General features: G+C 58.8%; 11 protein-coding genes. 7 read left to right on the top strand and 4 right to left on the bottom strand.

The window, feature by feature from the left end; all coding sequences use genetic code 11:
* Nucleotides 1-47: 47 nt before the first annotated feature.
* The 7 genes from ACVWZU_RS01140 (at nucleotide 48) to ACVWZU_RS01110 (ending at nucleotide 9,246) form a co-directional block, all read left to right on the top strand.
* Complete coding sequence (locus ACVWZU_RS01140) at nucleotides 48-917, top strand: prohibitin family protein (protein ID WP_148202707.1); 870 nt, start codon at nucleotides 48-50, stop codon at nucleotides 915-917.
* Nucleotides 918-1,432: 515 nt separating this feature from the next.
* Nucleotides 1,433-2,452, top strand: coding sequence for an HD domain-containing phosphohydrolase (locus ACVWZU_RS01135; protein WP_457442928.1), 1,020 nt, complete (start codon nucleotides 1,433-1,435; stop codon nucleotides 2,450-2,452).
* A gap of 44 nt (nucleotides 2,453-2,496) precedes the next feature.
* Complete coding sequence (locus ACVWZU_RS01130) at nucleotides 2,497-2,805, top strand: YlxR family protein (protein WP_457442926.1); 309 nt, start codon at nucleotides 2,497-2,499, stop codon at nucleotides 2,803-2,805.
* Between the two features lie 375 nt (nucleotides 2,806-3,180).
* Nucleotides 3,181-6,345 carry a translation initiation factor IF-2 gene (gene infB / locus ACVWZU_RS01125; protein WP_457442924.1) on the top strand — a complete coding sequence of 1,055 codons (3,165 nt, stop codon included), beginning with the start codon at nucleotides 3,181-3,183 and terminating at the stop codon, nucleotides 6,343-6,345.
* A gap of 126 nt (nucleotides 6,346-6,471) precedes the next feature.
* On the top strand, nucleotides 6,472-8,301 hold the full coding sequence (locus ACVWZU_RS01120; protein WP_457442922.1) for a proline--tRNA ligase: 1,830 nt from the start codon (nucleotides 6,472-6,474) through the stop codon (nucleotides 8,299-8,301).
* A 21-nt stretch (nucleotides 8,302-8,322) separates the two neighbouring features.
* A complete protein-coding gene (locus ACVWZU_RS01115; protein ID WP_414382213.1) occupies nucleotides 8,323-8,940 on the top strand; it encodes a hypothetical protein in 618 nt (205 codons plus the stop codon).
* A gap of 18 nt (nucleotides 8,941-8,958) precedes the next feature.
* Nucleotides 8,959-9,246, top strand: a complete 288-nt coding sequence (locus ACVWZU_RS01110) for a hypothetical protein (protein ID WP_457442920.1) — start codon at nucleotides 8,959-8,961, stop codon at nucleotides 9,244-9,246.
* Nucleotides 9,247-9,327: 81 nt separating this feature from the next.
* On the opposite strand, the gene ACVWZU_RS01105 is transcribed toward ACVWZU_RS01110, so the two are convergent.
* The 4 genes from ACVWZU_RS01105 to tkt all read right to left on the bottom strand — a co-directional run bounded on the left by ACVWZU_RS01105 (nucleotide 9,328) and on the right by tkt (nucleotide 15,218).
* Nucleotides 9,328-10,377: a hypothetical protein gene (locus ACVWZU_RS01105; RefSeq protein WP_414344338.1), complete on the bottom strand. Its 1,050-nt coding sequence runs from the start codon at nucleotides 10,375-10,377 to the stop codon at nucleotides 9,328-9,330.
* 171 nt (nucleotides 10,378-10,548) lie between these two features.
* Entirely contained in the window at nucleotides 10,549-11,742 is a 1,194-nt protein-coding gene (locus tag ACVWZU_RS01100; RefSeq protein WP_457443027.1) for an RNA-guided endonuclease InsQ/TnpB family protein, read from the bottom strand.
* A 270-nt stretch (nucleotides 11,743-12,012) separates the two neighbouring features.
* Nucleotides 12,013-12,618, bottom strand: a complete 606-nt coding sequence (locus ACVWZU_RS01095) for a hypothetical protein (RefSeq protein WP_457442918.1) — start codon at nucleotides 12,616-12,618, stop codon at nucleotides 12,013-12,015.
* Between the two features lie 599 nt (nucleotides 12,619-13,217).
* The gene (gene tkt / locus ACVWZU_RS01090) at nucleotides 13,218-15,218 is read right to left on the bottom strand and encodes a transketolase (RefSeq protein WP_457442916.1); all 2,001 of its coding nucleotides are present in this window, start codon (nucleotides 15,216-15,218) and stop codon (nucleotides 13,218-13,220) included.
* Nucleotides 15,219-15,284 lie beyond the last annotated feature (66 nt).

Here is a 15,284-nt window from a genome sequence, read left to right as displayed (position 1 = left end):
CACACCCCTTAAGATAAAAAAGCTCTTGGATCCCGGAGCCCTTGCCCATGCGCATGCGACGCCCTAGACCATTTAGTCTTGACCGCAAGACTTCGCGCTTTCTGCCTCTGCTGGGCCTGCTTTTGGCGCTGCTGACCCTCCTGCCCCGTTGTCTGCTGGTTGTCCAACCCGGCTACGAAGCCGTCATCTTCAACCGCCTCACGGGAGTGGAAATGACTCCCCGCCGCGAGGGGATCCATCTGCTGATTCCGGTGCTGCAGTTCCCCACCCTTTACGATGTGCGCACCCAAACCTACAACATGACCAGCCGAAGTGAAGAGCGCAGCGTCAAAGCCGACGATACCCTCACCGCTCTCACTGCCGATGGGCAACGGGTGGATCTGGATGTTTCGGTGCGCTATCGCCTGGATCCGGATCGGGTTCCCGAAATCCATCGCAATGTAGGCCCCGATTACCTGAACAAAATTATTCGCCCCGCCTCCCAAGCCGTGGTGCGCAATGTTATCGCCCGCTATTCGGCCATTGGCGTTTATTCTGAGCAACGAGCTGAAATCCAAGAACAAATTGCCGCTGAGCTCTCTCGCCTAATGCAGCCAGAAGGGCTGGTGCTGCAGAGCTTGCTCTTACGCAATGTGGAATTTTCCAAAGAGTTTCAGTCGGCCATCGAAGCCAAACAAATTGCCGAGCAAGAGAAGCAAAGAGAAGTGTTTCGCGTAGAGCAGGCTCAACTCATCAAACAACGAATGATTGTCAAAGCCAGCGGTGAGGCCCAAGCCATCGCCCTCAAAGGGGAAGCGCTGCGCAGCAACCCGAACGTCATCCAGCTCGAGTATGTCCGCAACTTGCCCGACGACATCCAAGCCATCGTCAGCGAGCAAAACACCATCCTCAATCTGGGGGACTTTCTCAACAAGTAATCGATTCGAGAGTCCCAAGTTAGGATTGGATCCATCCAGTTCAGGTGCATCCCCTCCAAGCCCGTTCTCAACAGACCATCAGCCCCAGCCCCTCTCCCAGAGAAGTGTTGCTGCTGTGCCCCTTAATTTCTTGATGGGCCGTAATTCTCGGCCTTTGCATTCATTTTGCATTCATAGAGAACCCAGCACTCTCCGGTACTCCGGGGGCCAAATACCGGGCCCGACACTCAACTGGCAAGCTGACGTAGGAACCTGGGGAGTTGACTGGGGCATCCACTCTCCGGAGCATCTGTATCAGACTAAACAGAAGGAGGCTGCCAGGATATCTAGGCTTTGTACAATTACTCACAAAGCCCTGGGTTGATGGGAGAAAACCCTTCCCTTTCCCGGAGCAGCTCAGTGTAAAGCCTGATGCTCTTTTTTCTCTGATGGGATTACCGTAGAGGTGTTGCTACTGGGATCCTGCAGTGACCAGCTTTTCCTGTGCCCAACTCGCCAAACTCGAGATGCCCAAGATGCCCGTGACAGTTGGGATCCCTGTCACACCTTCTGCGGATGAGGCGGATGAGACAGAGATCGGTCATCTTTTGATCGTCGATGATCAGCCCAACAGCCGCCTGCTGCTGGGGGATCTGCTGGAGAGCATTGGCTATCGGGTCAGCGAGGCCGAAAGCGGCAATCAAGCCCTGCAAATGTTGAAAACCTTCCAGCCGGATCTGATCTTGCTGGATGTGATGATGCCGGGGTTGGATGGGTTCGAGGTCTGTCGACGCATCAAAGCGAATGATGAGACACGCTTGATCCCGGTGGTATTGGTTACAGCGGCCAGCGATCGCAAAAATCGCGTGCGCGGTATTGAAGCTGGGGCAGATGATTTCTTGAGCAAGCCCTTTGACGAGTCGGAATTGTTGGCGCGGGTGCGTTCCCTCGTTCGCCAAAAGCACCTCAATGAAGACTTGGATCATGCTGCCCAGGTTTTGTTCGCCATTGCCCGCAGTGTGGAAAGCCGGGATCCCACCACCGGGGATCACTGTGAGCGCCTGGCACAAATGGCCAAGAGCTTCGGCGAGTTTTTGCATCTGCCCCGTCCCCTGATCAAGGTGCTGATGTGGGGAGGTTACCTGCACGACATCGGCAAAGTGGGCATACCCGATGCCATTTTGGGTAAAACAGGCAAGCATACGCCGGAAGAGTGGGAGGTGATGAAATCCCATGTCTTGATCGGGGAGCAAATCTGCCGCCCACTGCGCACCATGAAAGAGGTGTTGCCCCTCATCCGTCACCACCACGAGCGTTGGGATGGCAGCGGTTATCCCGACGGCCTCAAGGGGGAAGAGATCCCTCTGGTGGCCCGCATCTTTCAGATCATCGACATCTACGACGCCCTCACCTCAGAGCGACCTTACAAGCGAGCGTTCACCGTTCAAGAGGCCATAAGCATCTTGCGGGAAGAAACAGACAGGGGTTGGCGGGATCCCCAGTTGGTGGAGTATTTCTTTGAGTTTCTGCGATCGCAGGCGCTGGATTTGGAGTAGGCTAGATAGGGCTTGCTTGTAGTGTACCAGCAGGATAGAGTCTCTTGCCGGGTGCCGATCCGCTGCGCCGTTGTGTAGGCTGTCGCCAGTTGTTTCCTCGCTCACAACTGTGGCGGCTGGTCAGACAATTTGATTCCCACCAAGTGCTTTTGGATGAGGGTATGGGGCGTTCTGCCTATGTCTGTCGTCGGCTGGAATGTCTGCAGGCAGCCCGACGCAAGCAACAGATAAACCGAGCCCTCAAGGCACCGGTGCCTGACTCGTTGTTTCAACGGCTGCTGGATTCTCTTGAGCAGGATTGCCAGGGGCATCTCCTCCAAAAGCCTGAGCCTCAGAGGTATTCCCAAACATAGGTAAGATATTTAAACGCCCTTTTAGGTTCATCAGGTTGCGAACTACACGACAGCCCCTCTCAACTGTCAGAATGGGAGTTGGCCGGAAAACTGAGGTCAGGCTGGAGGAGCTGCAGAGAGGTTATTCTGGAGGCGCTGTTTCCACCTATTCTTTCCCTGGCTGCCCTACTGGATGTCCCCTGTGGATGTTGCCAGAGCAGCTTCAGACCTGGGTTCCCTTCAGGCCGGATCCCCGGAGGATTGCCGAGCTGTTCTCGATGCGCCGGAGGAAGCCCCCGCAAGCCCGAAAGGTTCGGCTCAACCCAATAACTTGGTTCCCATTGAGTTTGGATAGTAAAACTGACGAGAAGTAAAGGAGCAGAGGCTAGCAGACGAATGACCGATAAAGTTCGAATTTATGATATTGCCCGTGAGATGGGGCGTGACAGTCGGGATGTGCTGGAGGTTTGTGAGCAACTGGGGATCCCTTTCAAAACCCACAGCAGCACCATTTCTCCGGAGCAAGCTGAGTTGGTGCGCAGCAAGCTGGGCGCCCCCCACATTGTGAAACCTCCTCGACCCCGGCCCAAACCCCCATCTGAAAGCCTGCCGCCGGAGCCTCCTGCTGAAGCCAAAGTCGGTGAGCGCCCTCAGCAGAAAGTTCCCGGCACCGCTAGCGCGATCGTCGGCATTCGTCGGCCCGCGCCCGCTCAGCAGCCAGCTCCAGTTGGCGAAGCCAAGACTGCTGAAACTCTGCCGGCTGCCAAGCCCTCGCTGTCTCGACCTGAGCGAGTCTCCCCCGAAAAGGGATCGGCTGGTGGTGCTCAGCTCATAGGCCCACCGCGGCGGCAGGTTACCCCTCTTGTCCGCTCGTCTGAGGCCACCCAAAAGCCGGAGACTGTTTCTCAACCGGCAACCCCTCCCACTCCCTCTGAGTCTGCCACGGCCAAAGCCAGCGGCTCGGAGCCCAGTCCTGTGGCCAAGCGCCCAATTGTACTCTCGCCCCCTCAACGAGCTACCTCCGGGACAAAACCGCCGGCAGAGCGGCCTGAACCGCCGCAAAAAGCTCCCGAGCCCAGTCGCCCCAGCCCCTCAGAAGCACCATCCCCCAGCCACGCCCGCGTTCCTCAGCCTGCGGAAGAAAAAGCTCCTTCTCCTCCACCTGCGCAGCGCCCCCGTCCACAACTGGTGAGCGCACCCGTTCGCCCTGGCACGCGCTCCCCGGCAACCAAAGAAGACAGTGTCAGCAGCAGCAAAGTCGGTGAAGCTCCTCGTCCGCAGCGGCGGATGGAATTGGTGGGGCCCCCTACCCGTCCTGTGGCCAAGCCGGCTCCCCCTGACCCAGATGCTGCCTCTCCCTTGCCAGAAAGAATCCCTGGGGAACGTCCCAGCCCAGTGTTGGCGGAGGCTCCCGTAAGACCTACCCCACCCAAGGTCAAGCGCAAAACGGAAGAAGAAGAGGACGACGAGCTACAAGCTCTCAGTCGGCGGGCTGCCCGCGTCCAAGCCAAACGCAAACGCAGTCGGAGACGGGGGGAAGGAGATGGAGATGGTTTGGATTTGGATCCCATGACCATCATTTCAGCGGTCAAGCAGGCTGAGCTGAACGCCCTCAAGCCCTTGGCTCGCCCCACCGCCAAGCCTCCTTCCTATCGCCCACCCGCGGCAACGGCTGCTCCCCCTGCCCGCCCCCGCCCTGCTGCCCGTTTGCAGCAGCAACCTACCTCCGCTGAGGCTGGTGCTGCCGATCGCGCTAGCGGGACAGAGCCCTTGCCCGAAGAGAAGGTGTTGCTCTTGGATGGCAGCCTCACCGTTCAGGAATTGGCCCATCGCCTGCGCGTGGCCGAAACTGAGATCATCAAAACCCTCTTTTTCAAGGGGGTGATGGTGACCATCAACCAGGTCTTGGATGAGTCGCTGGCCGAGTCGGTGGCCAAAGAGTTGGGCTATGAGATTCGCCGACCCGAGGCAGAACCCGAGGCCAAAAAAACCGAAATGCTGGACGTGGAGGACATCGACCATCTGGTCTCGCGTCCGCCGGTGGTGACCATCATGGGCCATGTGGATCACGGCAAAACCACTCTCCTCGATGCCATCCGCGACACCAAAGTGGCGCAGGGAGAGGCTGGCGGGATCACCCAGCGCATCGGTGCCTACCATGTGGATGTGAACTTTGAAGGCCAGAAGCGGCGCATCGTTTTCCTGGATACTCCTGGCCACCAGGCTTTTACCGCCATGCGCGCCCGGGGAGCCCGCGTCACCGACATTGCGGTTTTGGTGGTGGCCGCCGACGATGGGGTACAACCGCAAACTCTGGAAGCGATCAGCCATGCGCGGGCGGCTCAGGTGCCGATCATCGTGGCCATCAACAAGATCGACAAGCCCGGCAGCCAGCCAGAGCGCATCAAGCAGCAGTTGGCGGAGCACGGCCTATTGCCAGAGGAGTGGGGTGGCGACACGCCCATGGTGGAGGTGAGCGCTCTCACCCGCCGTAACCTGGATGCTCTGCTGGAGATGATCCTATTGGTGGCCGATGTGGCGGAGCTGCAGGCCAACCCCAATCGTCCCGCTCGCGGCACGGTGATCGAGGCCCACTTGGACAAAGCCCGCGGGCCAGTGGCCACTTTGTTGGTGCAAAACGGCACCCTGCGGGTGGGGGATACCCTGGTGGCCGGCGCAGTGCTGGGCCGGGTCAAAGCGATGATGGACGACCGCGGCCAGCGGTTGCAGGAAGCTGGGCCGTCTTCGGCGGTACAACTGCTGGGCTTGGATGAAGTCCCGGCAGCCGGGGATGAGTTTCAGGTTTACACCGACGAAAAAGAGGCCCGTCGCATTGCCCAAGAGCGGGCGGAGGTGCTGCGGCAAACCCGTCTGCAACAGGCGCTGCTGTCTCGTCGCGTGAGCTTGGGTAGCGTTTCCGCCAAAGCCCAAGAAGGTCAGCTCAAGGAGTTGAACTTGATCATCAAGACGGATGTCCAGGGATCCGCCGAAGCCATCCAGACAGCGTTGCGGGACTTGCCCCAAGAGGAAGTCCAGTTGCGGGTTCTGCTGGCGGCCCCTGGCGAGATCACGGAAACCGACGTGGATTTGGCTGCGGCCAGCGACGCCATCATCCTCGGTTTCAACACCACCCTGGCCCCCGGCGCCCGCCAGGCTGCCGATGACAAGGGCGTGGATGTGCGGGAGTACGACATCATCTACAACCTGCTGGACGATCTGCGGGCGGCCATGGAGGGCCTGCTGGAGCCGGAAGAAGTAGAGGAGCCGCTGGGTCAGGCGGAGGTGCGCATGGTGATCCCCATCGGGCGCGGTGCGGTTGCCGGCAGCTATGTGCTCTCGGGCAAGGTGCAGCGCAATGCTCTGGTGCGAGTTCGCCGCAGAGGGGAGGTAGTTTACGAGGGACGTCTAGACTCCCTGAAGCGCTTCAAGGACGATGTGCGGGAAGTGGCTGCGGGCTTCGAGTGTGGGATCGGCATCGACAAGTTCCAATCCTGGCAGGAAGGCGACATCATCGAGGTGTACCAGATGGTCACCAAGCGGCGGACGCTGGCCTCTGTCTAGCTTCATCAAGGCACTTCAGGTTGGCCTGCCGGTCAGGCCTGTGTTCTCGGGCAGAGGATCCCAGACAGGGAGGGAAAATTTGAGCTGATCGCGTAAGCGGGACGGAGTCCTCAGAGGGGGGAATGGATGCAACAGAGCCAGAGACTGAGCCAGATGCTGTTTGTAACGCTGCGGGAGGATCCCGTTGAGGCCGAGCTGCCCAGCCACAAATTGCTGCTGCGGGGCTGCTTTATCCGGCGGCTCTCCCCAGGGATCTACACCTATCTGCCGCTCCTCTGGCGGGTGCTGCAAAAGATCTCGGAGATTGTCCGGGAGGAGATGAACGCCATCGGCGCTCAGGAGTGTCTTTTGCCCCAGCTGCAGCCGGCAGAGATCTGGCGGGAGTCGGGCCGCTGGGAGGTGTACACCCAGGCGGAAGGGATCATGTTTGCCCTTAAGGATCGCCAGGGACGTGAGCAGGCCCTAGGCCCCACCCATGAGGAGGTGATCACCTTGCTGGCCCGGGATCTCATCCGCTCCTATCGCCAGTTGCCGCAGACGCTCTACCAGATCCAGACCAAGTTCCGGGATGAGATTCGGCCCCGCTTTGGCCTGATGCGAGGGCGGGAATTCATCATGAAAGACGCCTATTCCTTCCACGCCAACGAGGAAAGCCTGCGCCAGACCTACCAGGATATGTACCGAGCCTATAGCCGCATCCTCAGGCGCTGTGGGCTGGAGTTTCGCGTGGTGGATGCCGATGCGGGGGCGATCGGGGGGCCATCGGCGGCCTCGCAGGAGTTTATGGTGCTGGCCTCTGCGGGAGAAGATGAGATCCTCTACACGCCCGATGGCTCCTATGCTGCCAATGTGGAAAAGGCTGTCTCCATCCCGCCACCAGCGGCAGAGTCTCCCTACACCGCCTTCCAGGTTCTGGATACGCCGGGAACCGAAACCATCGAGAAGCTGGCCGCTTTCCTAAAAATCTCCTCTACCCTGATCGTTAAAAACGTCCTCTACCAAGCCCTTTACGACAACGGCCTGCGGGTGGCAGTGCTGCTCAGCATCCGCGGGGATCAAGAAGTCAATGAGGTCAAACTGGCCAACCACCTCAGCCGCCTGGCAGAGCGCTACCAAGCCAGCAAATTGCTCAAGCTCGCCTTGGCCGATGCCGAGATCCAGAACAGTTGGCAGGGGGATCCCATCCCGGTGGGCTACATCGCTCCTGATTTGCCGGATAGCTGTCTGGGCCGGCAGAAAAACCTTGCCCCCCAGATCCTGCGCTTGGCCGACCAGACGGCAGCTCTGCTGCAGAACTTCGTAACCGGCAGCAACCACGTGGGGCAGCACGTGGTGGGGGCCAACTGGGGCGAGCAATATCCCCTGCCGGAAGTGGTGGATGTGCGCAAAGCGCAAGCGGGGGATCGGTGTTTGCTCAACCCCGACCAGATCCTGGAAACGGCCCGTGGCATCGAGATCGGCCATATCTTTCAGCTAGGCCTCAAGTTCTCGCTGCCGATGCGGGCCACTTTTACCGACGAGCAGGGATCCGAGCAGCCCCTGTGGATGGGCTGTTATGGCATTGGGGTATCCCGCTTGGCCCAGGCGGCGGTGGAACAGTCCCACGATGCCAATGGCATCATCTGGCCCGTGGCCATTGCCCCTTATCACGTAGTGGTGGTGGTGCCCAACATCTCCGACCCCGAGCAGATGAGCGTGGCAGAGAAACTGGTGCAGGATCTCGCTACTGCCGGCATCGAGACCCTCTGGGATGACCGGGACGAGCGGGCCGGCGTCAAGTTCAAAGATGCGGATCTGATCGGGATCCCTTACCGCATCACCACAGGGCGCAGCCTCAAACAGGGCAAGGTGGAACTCACCGAGCGGGCCAGCGGCCAAGCCACGGAAATTCCCATTGAACAAGTGGTGACCACCCTGAAAGAGCGGATTGAAGCAGCCCTAGCTGTGCCGGACTGAGCGTGGCTTCTCCTGAACCCGATGCTGAACATCTCCATTCTTAAAGAAGACGAATCCTATACTTTTCGCTCTTATTTTGAGATGCCCTACGAGCCGGATGAAATCTTGGCTCAGTTTGGCTATCGACTGGAAATTGGGGAGTGGACATGGCCTGTTGCCCCTGCTCCACCTCAAACCCCAGTTCTGAAAGATCGGATCCGACAATTGTTACCTTTGGTTAGCCTCACCAGCGAAACAGCGCGGCGGGAATTGCTGGTGGCTCCTGTGCTGACCGAAGTGGCTCTCCATTGTCGAGTTCCTTTGCGGCTGGAGTATCCCCTGATGGTCAACAATTGGTTGAAGGGCAGCCTCGATTATCTGTTGCGAGGGAAGAACATCCTGCTGGTGGTTGAAGCCAAAAAGGACGATCTAACGCGGGCCTTTGTGCAAATGGCTGTAGAAATGATTGCCCTGGCGCAGGTGGAGCAGCAGGCTCAGATCTACGGTGCAGTGACGATGGGGTCTATCTGGCAGTTCGGACAAATTCTTGCCCATCAGCAGGTGATCAAACAAGACTTAACGCTGTATCGGGTACCTGAGGAGCTGGAAACCATTGCCGGCATTCTCACTGCCATGGTCAGCAACCCCAGCCCATCGTGAATTTAGTGACCATAAGTCATGAATCAAAAAACAGTCTGGTTTGCCCTGAAGTTGATGCTGGCTGCCGCCGGGATCAGCACAGCCATCAAGTATGGTGGCCCTTACTTGGCCTTGCCGGAGCAAATGCCAGTGGTGGTCGGGATGATCGTTTTGCCCACCTTGATCATGGCCGGGATCCTGTGGCGCTGGCAAATGCAGTCTCCTCTATCCAAAACTCCCCTACAAGCCGGCAAGGGATCCCTGGGAATTGAAGATGATAGAGCCTTCACCCCCAGCCCTTCTCCCAGGGGAGAGAGGGAAGTCTAAACTGCTGGACATGGAAGGCTGCCCAGATCCCTTGATGGGTGGGGGGAAGGCTATCGGGATGGATTGGGATCCCTTGAACCCCTACTGCTGGGTAAGGCGCAGGGTTACCGTTGGGCTGGTTTGGTTGCCGGAAGTGGCCGTGAGATTCACCTGATACACCGTGCCAGAGGCCGGAATGGGAGGCCGAACGGTGATGGTGAAACGGCCCTGGGCATCTGCCTGCACCGTTTGGTTGGTCACGGTCTGTTGGGCGCTGATGATGCCCCCCAGAGAGGTCGAAGCCGTTACATTCACCCGCACCGAAGCATTGGGAGCTGTAGTGCCCTGCAGCGTAAACGAAGAGCCGGAAACCCGATCCCCATCCCGCAGGTTGGTGATCTGAGGCAAGAGTGGGCCAGGGGCGCTGACCGTGGCGGAAACCTCTTGGGTGGTCAGCCGCTGGATGCCCCCGGTGGCCCCTTCGATCAGGCGGGCCGGTTGTTCGGCGGTCATGAAGCGCACTTGGCCACCATTTTCCAGGCGGGCGACGACGATCCCTTCCCGGGTGGTATCTTTCGCCTCGATTAGGGCGTTCACTACATAGGTGCCGCTGGAAACTTCCTGAGCCGGCAAGGTTTGCACTTGCCGTCCATCTTGGATGAGGTAAACCGTCACCCGGCTGGAAGGAGTGCCTTTGACGGTAACCAGCAGGATTTCCCCGGCTGCCAAGGGGCGACTGCCGGCATTGTGATCCACCAGGTCGATGGAAGCGCGGACAGGGCTACCCACGGTGAAGCTCCAGGTCACGCGGCGGGTCACCCCCTGGGTATTGGTGAACTCCAGCAGAACTTCCCGGCGCCCCGGCGGCAGGGGTTGGGCAGGGCGATAGGTGAAGAAATCGCGGGTAATCACCGACTGGGAAGTGACGTCTTGGCCATCCAGGAAAACCCTCACCGTTTCCGGACGCACGCTGACTCCATCTTGGCTGCGAAAAGAAGCCGAGATTGGCGAGGTAGGTTCAACATTGGTGGCCGCTTGAGCTGGGCTGGGATCCGTAATTTGCTGAGCCCTTGCAGGCAAGCTCGACAACCCCACAACCGCAGCGCCAATCACCAAGGCCCGGGGAAACCAGGAATACAAGTTATCGCTCATGAGACCATCCAAGAAAAAGATAGAGTACAGACAGACTACACAGGCAACAAGCCCAGAGAAAGGCTAAACAGAGTCCAGGAGAATATCGGCCTCGATATCCTGTTCGCATCCTGTCACAGGGGATGGCCCCTGTCGATACGCCTAAACCTGTAAACTACCCGACTCCGACCGCTAAGCGGTACGGAGCGGGCTTTCAGTAGCCCTGAGCCTGCTCTGCTCTACCAGAGAACAAAACAGGCCCGAACCTCTAGGCTGGTTTACGACAGCCCCAAAAAGCGCAATCACGTTCGCACCATTAAAGTCCGCATCCCCTCCCCATCCACAGTGCTCACATTTGAACGACTTGCCACTGCGGTAGGACTGCGCAGGCTCGGGATGAATGTGCAAACACCGGTGGCAGGTCTGCGACGTGTAGGCAGGCGGCACAAGAACCAGAGGAACCCCCGCAATTCTCGCCTTGTATTCCAGAAATTGACGTAGTTGGTAGAACGCCCAACTGTTGGTCCTACGCCGCTCGGCTTTGCTGCGTGGCTGTTGATTGACCCTTTCCCGGATCCCTGTCAGGTCTTCCAGAGCAAGAGCGCTGTTGGTAGCTTTTGCCCTAGAGACAATAGCTTTGGAGATGCGATGATTGACCCACGCCTGAAAGCGCCTCTCCTTGCCAGACAGCCGTTGCAACAGTTGACGGCATCTGCGCCGCGAACTGCGTGTGCCCTTACTGGCTTTGCGTTGGAGTGCCGCCCTCAGCTTGGAGTAGTGGTCGCGGACTCGGTTCAACTGCTGTCCATTCCAATTGTCCCCCTCTGACGTATGGGCGATATCCGTCCTGCCCAAGTCCACCCCGATCACCTTGTCGGTATCTTGTTGCTTGGGTGGCTTTTCCTCTACGCAAATCTGGATGTAGTAGGAGCCGTCTTTACGCTCGACTAGCGTGGCGGCTTTTGGGTTGGAGCCAGCCAGCATTCCCCTCTGGTAGTTACCAATGGCCAGTCCAAAGCGCTCTCGCCCTTCCACCGTGGTCAGCGACACCGTCCAGTCTCTCTCACGAAATGAGAAGATGCGTGCGTCGTAGGTAACGAACCTACGCTTGAACTCTTTAACTGGACGGTTGCGCTGTCTCGCCACTTTGCGGGCGCCTGCCACCCGCCTGCAGACCTGCTGGGCCAAGTTGCTAGACAAGCCGAATCGGGCGCGAATCTCGTAGTAGCAAAAGGATTGCAGTTTGACCGCATTGACGATCTTCTCCGGCGTGTTCTGGTTGACCCAGTTCAGTGCCTGCACAAAGGCATCCATCGTCGCGTCCAATTTAGCGGCTTGCGACTGGGACACCTTGAGCTTGCAGGAGATGGTCAGGATTTGGCTCATAAGTTCATTGTACTTCATCAAAGGGCATTCCTCCCGGCACTGACCCTACGGGTACAGTGCGGGGCTCCTGCGCTAGTAAGCTGATCGGCTCTCTAATAGACTCAATCCCAGCGTCAAAACCGGGCAAAGTCAACTGCCATCTACCGTGTGGGATCCCATGTCCATCCTGGCAAAGGCCAGAAGATGACTGTAGGTGAGGATGTAAGGGATCCCTTTGAAGGATTTGACTTAGCTTGTGTTCGATGGGTAATCGATGGGTATCAGCTCATCTCAATTCACAAAAATAGCCCCTGTCGCTTGCAGATCGAGGCAGTGGTCGCCGGAGACATCGTTGACCAGGCGCACTTCTACAGTGATCACGTTGAAAGAATCCACGCTCACCTGGTAGCCCACAGGAGCCAACATCGGCGTGTTGATGGCCATGCAGTTGGGGATCAGCAGGTTGCTCAGGCGCAACGTTTCGCCGGCAGGCAGTTCCGAGACCTTCTGACGGGGATCGGTAAAGCCGTATTCCAAAGGCAGACCTGTGCGATTGCGGATCACCAGCTCGGCAGGTAGGTTGGGGTTAAAGCGGGCCACTGGGCGATCAAAAACCAATTGATCGACACCCACCGGTAAGCGCGGCAACGGCACTGTCTGAAAGGTAGGCTGAGCGGCAACCCAGAGGGATCCCTGCAACAACCCTCCGCCAACCCAGCCGCCCAGCAGAGTCGCCAACGTCAAAACCATTCTTTTGCTCCGTTCTGCATAGCTCATGGCTTTCGCCTCAGGATGTGCTTCCAGACTGGTGGGAGTGGATCCCTTGCCTGCTTGTATTGTTCCCAAAAACGGCTGGCCGGGCCAGATGGCTGCTGTTTTTTCCAGGGTATGCCCCAACCAGCTAAGATCCCGTGGGGGGGAAGTTAAGTTAGAGTTGGCAATGCAAAGGGAGGCATGGCCATGCCAGCAGAACCGAAAAAGTCGGAGAAAAACTTCTCGTGGAAGGGCAGTGCCGACGCGGGCCGGGCGCTGACGATTTTGGCTGCCGTGGGAGCCGCGGTGATTTTACTGGCGGGGTTCCTACAGTAGGCAAACAGTAGGCAAAGCTGTTTGTGTCTGCAGCCGGCACAAGCACCTCAGCACGGCGGCGGAAGCCAAAGTTTCTTCTTCAAGGCGATTTCAAGGCGATGGTGGCAGCCTGCTCGACTTCCAACTTGCCTTCAAGGATCATCCCCGCCATGGTTGAAGATGTCCTCAAGGCAAAGGTGTTGTCTGCGGGGCAGGAAGCCGCCCTCGACTGCGTTCTCCGCCATGGCTGCCCTACAGAAAGAAGCAGATCCGGATGCTTTGGAAGTCCTGCTGATTGGTTGATGCGAGGTTCGCTACGCCTGTCCGGGTCACGCCGCTGGGCAGCAGGCTCAACAGGGAAAAAAGCCCAGCAGAGAAGGGATCCCTGCTGAGCCCCTTGAAAGCGCCGAGGAAGGGGTAAAGTGCCCTCAGCCCAGCAGCCGGCGGGCAGTGTTGACCACGTTTTCCACCGTGAAGCCGAACTTCTCCATGCACACCGGGCCGGGGGCAGAGGCGCCAAAGCGGTCGATGCCAATGGCCACCCCCTCAAACCCCAGGTACTTGTGCCAGCCGAAGGTGGAACCTGCCTCGACGGAGACGCGCTTGGTGACGTTGGGGGGCAGAACGGAATCGCGGTAGCTCTGGGGCTGGGCCTCAAACAGCTCCATACAGGGCATAGAGACCACCCGCACGGCCCGGCCTTCCTGCTTCAGTTGGGCTGCAGCTTTCACCGCCAGCTCCAGTTCAGAGCCGGTGGCGATCAAGATCAGCTCTGGATTGGGGGCATCCACCACCACATAGGCCCCTTTGGCTACGCCTTCAACAGAGGTGCCCTCCACCGGGTTGACGGCTTGCCGGGTAAACACCAGCACAGAAGGGGTGGTCTTGGCTTCTAGGGCCACCTGGTAGGATCCCACCGTTTCGCGGGCATCTGCCGGGCGCAGCACATAGAGATTGGGAATGGCCCGCAGGGAGGCCAAAGTTTCCACCGGCTGGTGAGTGGGGCCATCTTCCCCCAAGGCGACGGAGTCGTGGGTCATGACGTGCAGCACCCGCACCTGCGAGAGGGCCGATAGGCGGATGGCAGGCCGCATGTAGTCGGTGAAGATCAAAAAGGTGGCGTCGTAAGGGATGAGACCTCCATGAAGCGCCATGCCGTTGGCAATGGCTCCCATGCCGTGTTCCCGCACCCCAAAGCGGAAGTTACGCCCCTCGTAAGAGCCGGCCTGAAACTCTGGGATCCCCTTTAGATAAGTCATGTTGGAGTGGGCGAGATCTGCGGATCCCCCCAGCAGTTCCGGCACCGCTTTGGCCAAGGCATTCAGACAAAACTTGGAGAGGTTGCGGGTGGATTCTCTGCCGGTTTCGGCAATGGGGGCCAGGGCTTCTTTCCAGCCCACCGGCAGCTCCCCGGCCATGATGCGCTTGAACTCGGCGGCCTCTTCGGGGTAAGCCTTCTCGTAGGCGGCGAAGCGCTCGTTCCACTCGGCCTCGGCCTTGGCCCCTTTTTCGATGGCCTGGCGGAAGTGGGCCAGCACCTCGTCGGGAATGTAAAACTCCGGCTCCAGAGGCCAACCCAGGTTTTGTTTGGTGAGCTTCACCTCTTCCGGCCCCAGGGGTGCCCCATGGACGCTCTCGCTGCCGGCCTTGTTGGGGGATCCGTAGCCGATGGTGGTCTCGACAATGATCAAAGAAGGCTTGTTGGTGACTTCCTTGGCTTTTTGGATGGCCTCGGCGATCCCTTTCAAGTCGTGGTTGCCGTCGTCTACCTTTTGCACGTGCCAGCCGTAGGCTTCATAGCGTTTGCCCACATCTTCCGTAAAGGCGATTTCCGTTCTGCCGTCGATGGAGATGTGGTTGCTGTCGTAGAGCATGATCAGCTTGCCCAGTTGCAGGTGGCCGGCCAAAGAAGCTGCTTCGGAAGCCACCCCCTCCATGTTGCAGCCATCGCCCAAGATCACGTAGGTGTAGTGATCCACAATGGTGTGGCCGGGCTTGTTGAAGCGGGCGGCCAGATGGGCCTCGGCAATCGCCAGCCCAACCGCGTTACCCACCCCTTGCCCCAGCGGGCCGGTGGTGACCTCTACCCCCGGAGTTTCAAAGTTTTCCGGGTGGCCGGGGGTTTTGGATCCCCACTGGCGAAACTGCTTGATGTCCTCTAGGCTCACATCAAAGCCGGTCAGGTGCAGCAGCGCGTACTGCAGCATGCAGCCATGCCCCGCCGAGAGCACAAAGCGATCCCGATCCACCCACTTGGGGTTGCGGGGGTTGAACTTCATGAACTGCTGCCACAACACATAGGCCATGGGTGCTGCTCCCATCGGCAGGCCAGGGTGGCCGGAGTTGGCCTTCTGAACAGCATCCACCGCCAAAAAGCGAATCGTATTGATGGCAAGTTGTTCCAGAGAGGGAGGAGCAGCGACAACCATGTGGGATCCCTATCGCTCGACATTTGCTTTCCAGTATGCCGTGTTTTGGGTCTTGCTTCCGAGGCG

This window comes from Thermostichus sp. MS-CIW-26, from assembly GCF_054059115.1.
The sequence above is the reverse complement of the archived record's forward strand: the minus strand, read 5'-3'. Positions and strand labels throughout refer to the sequence as shown.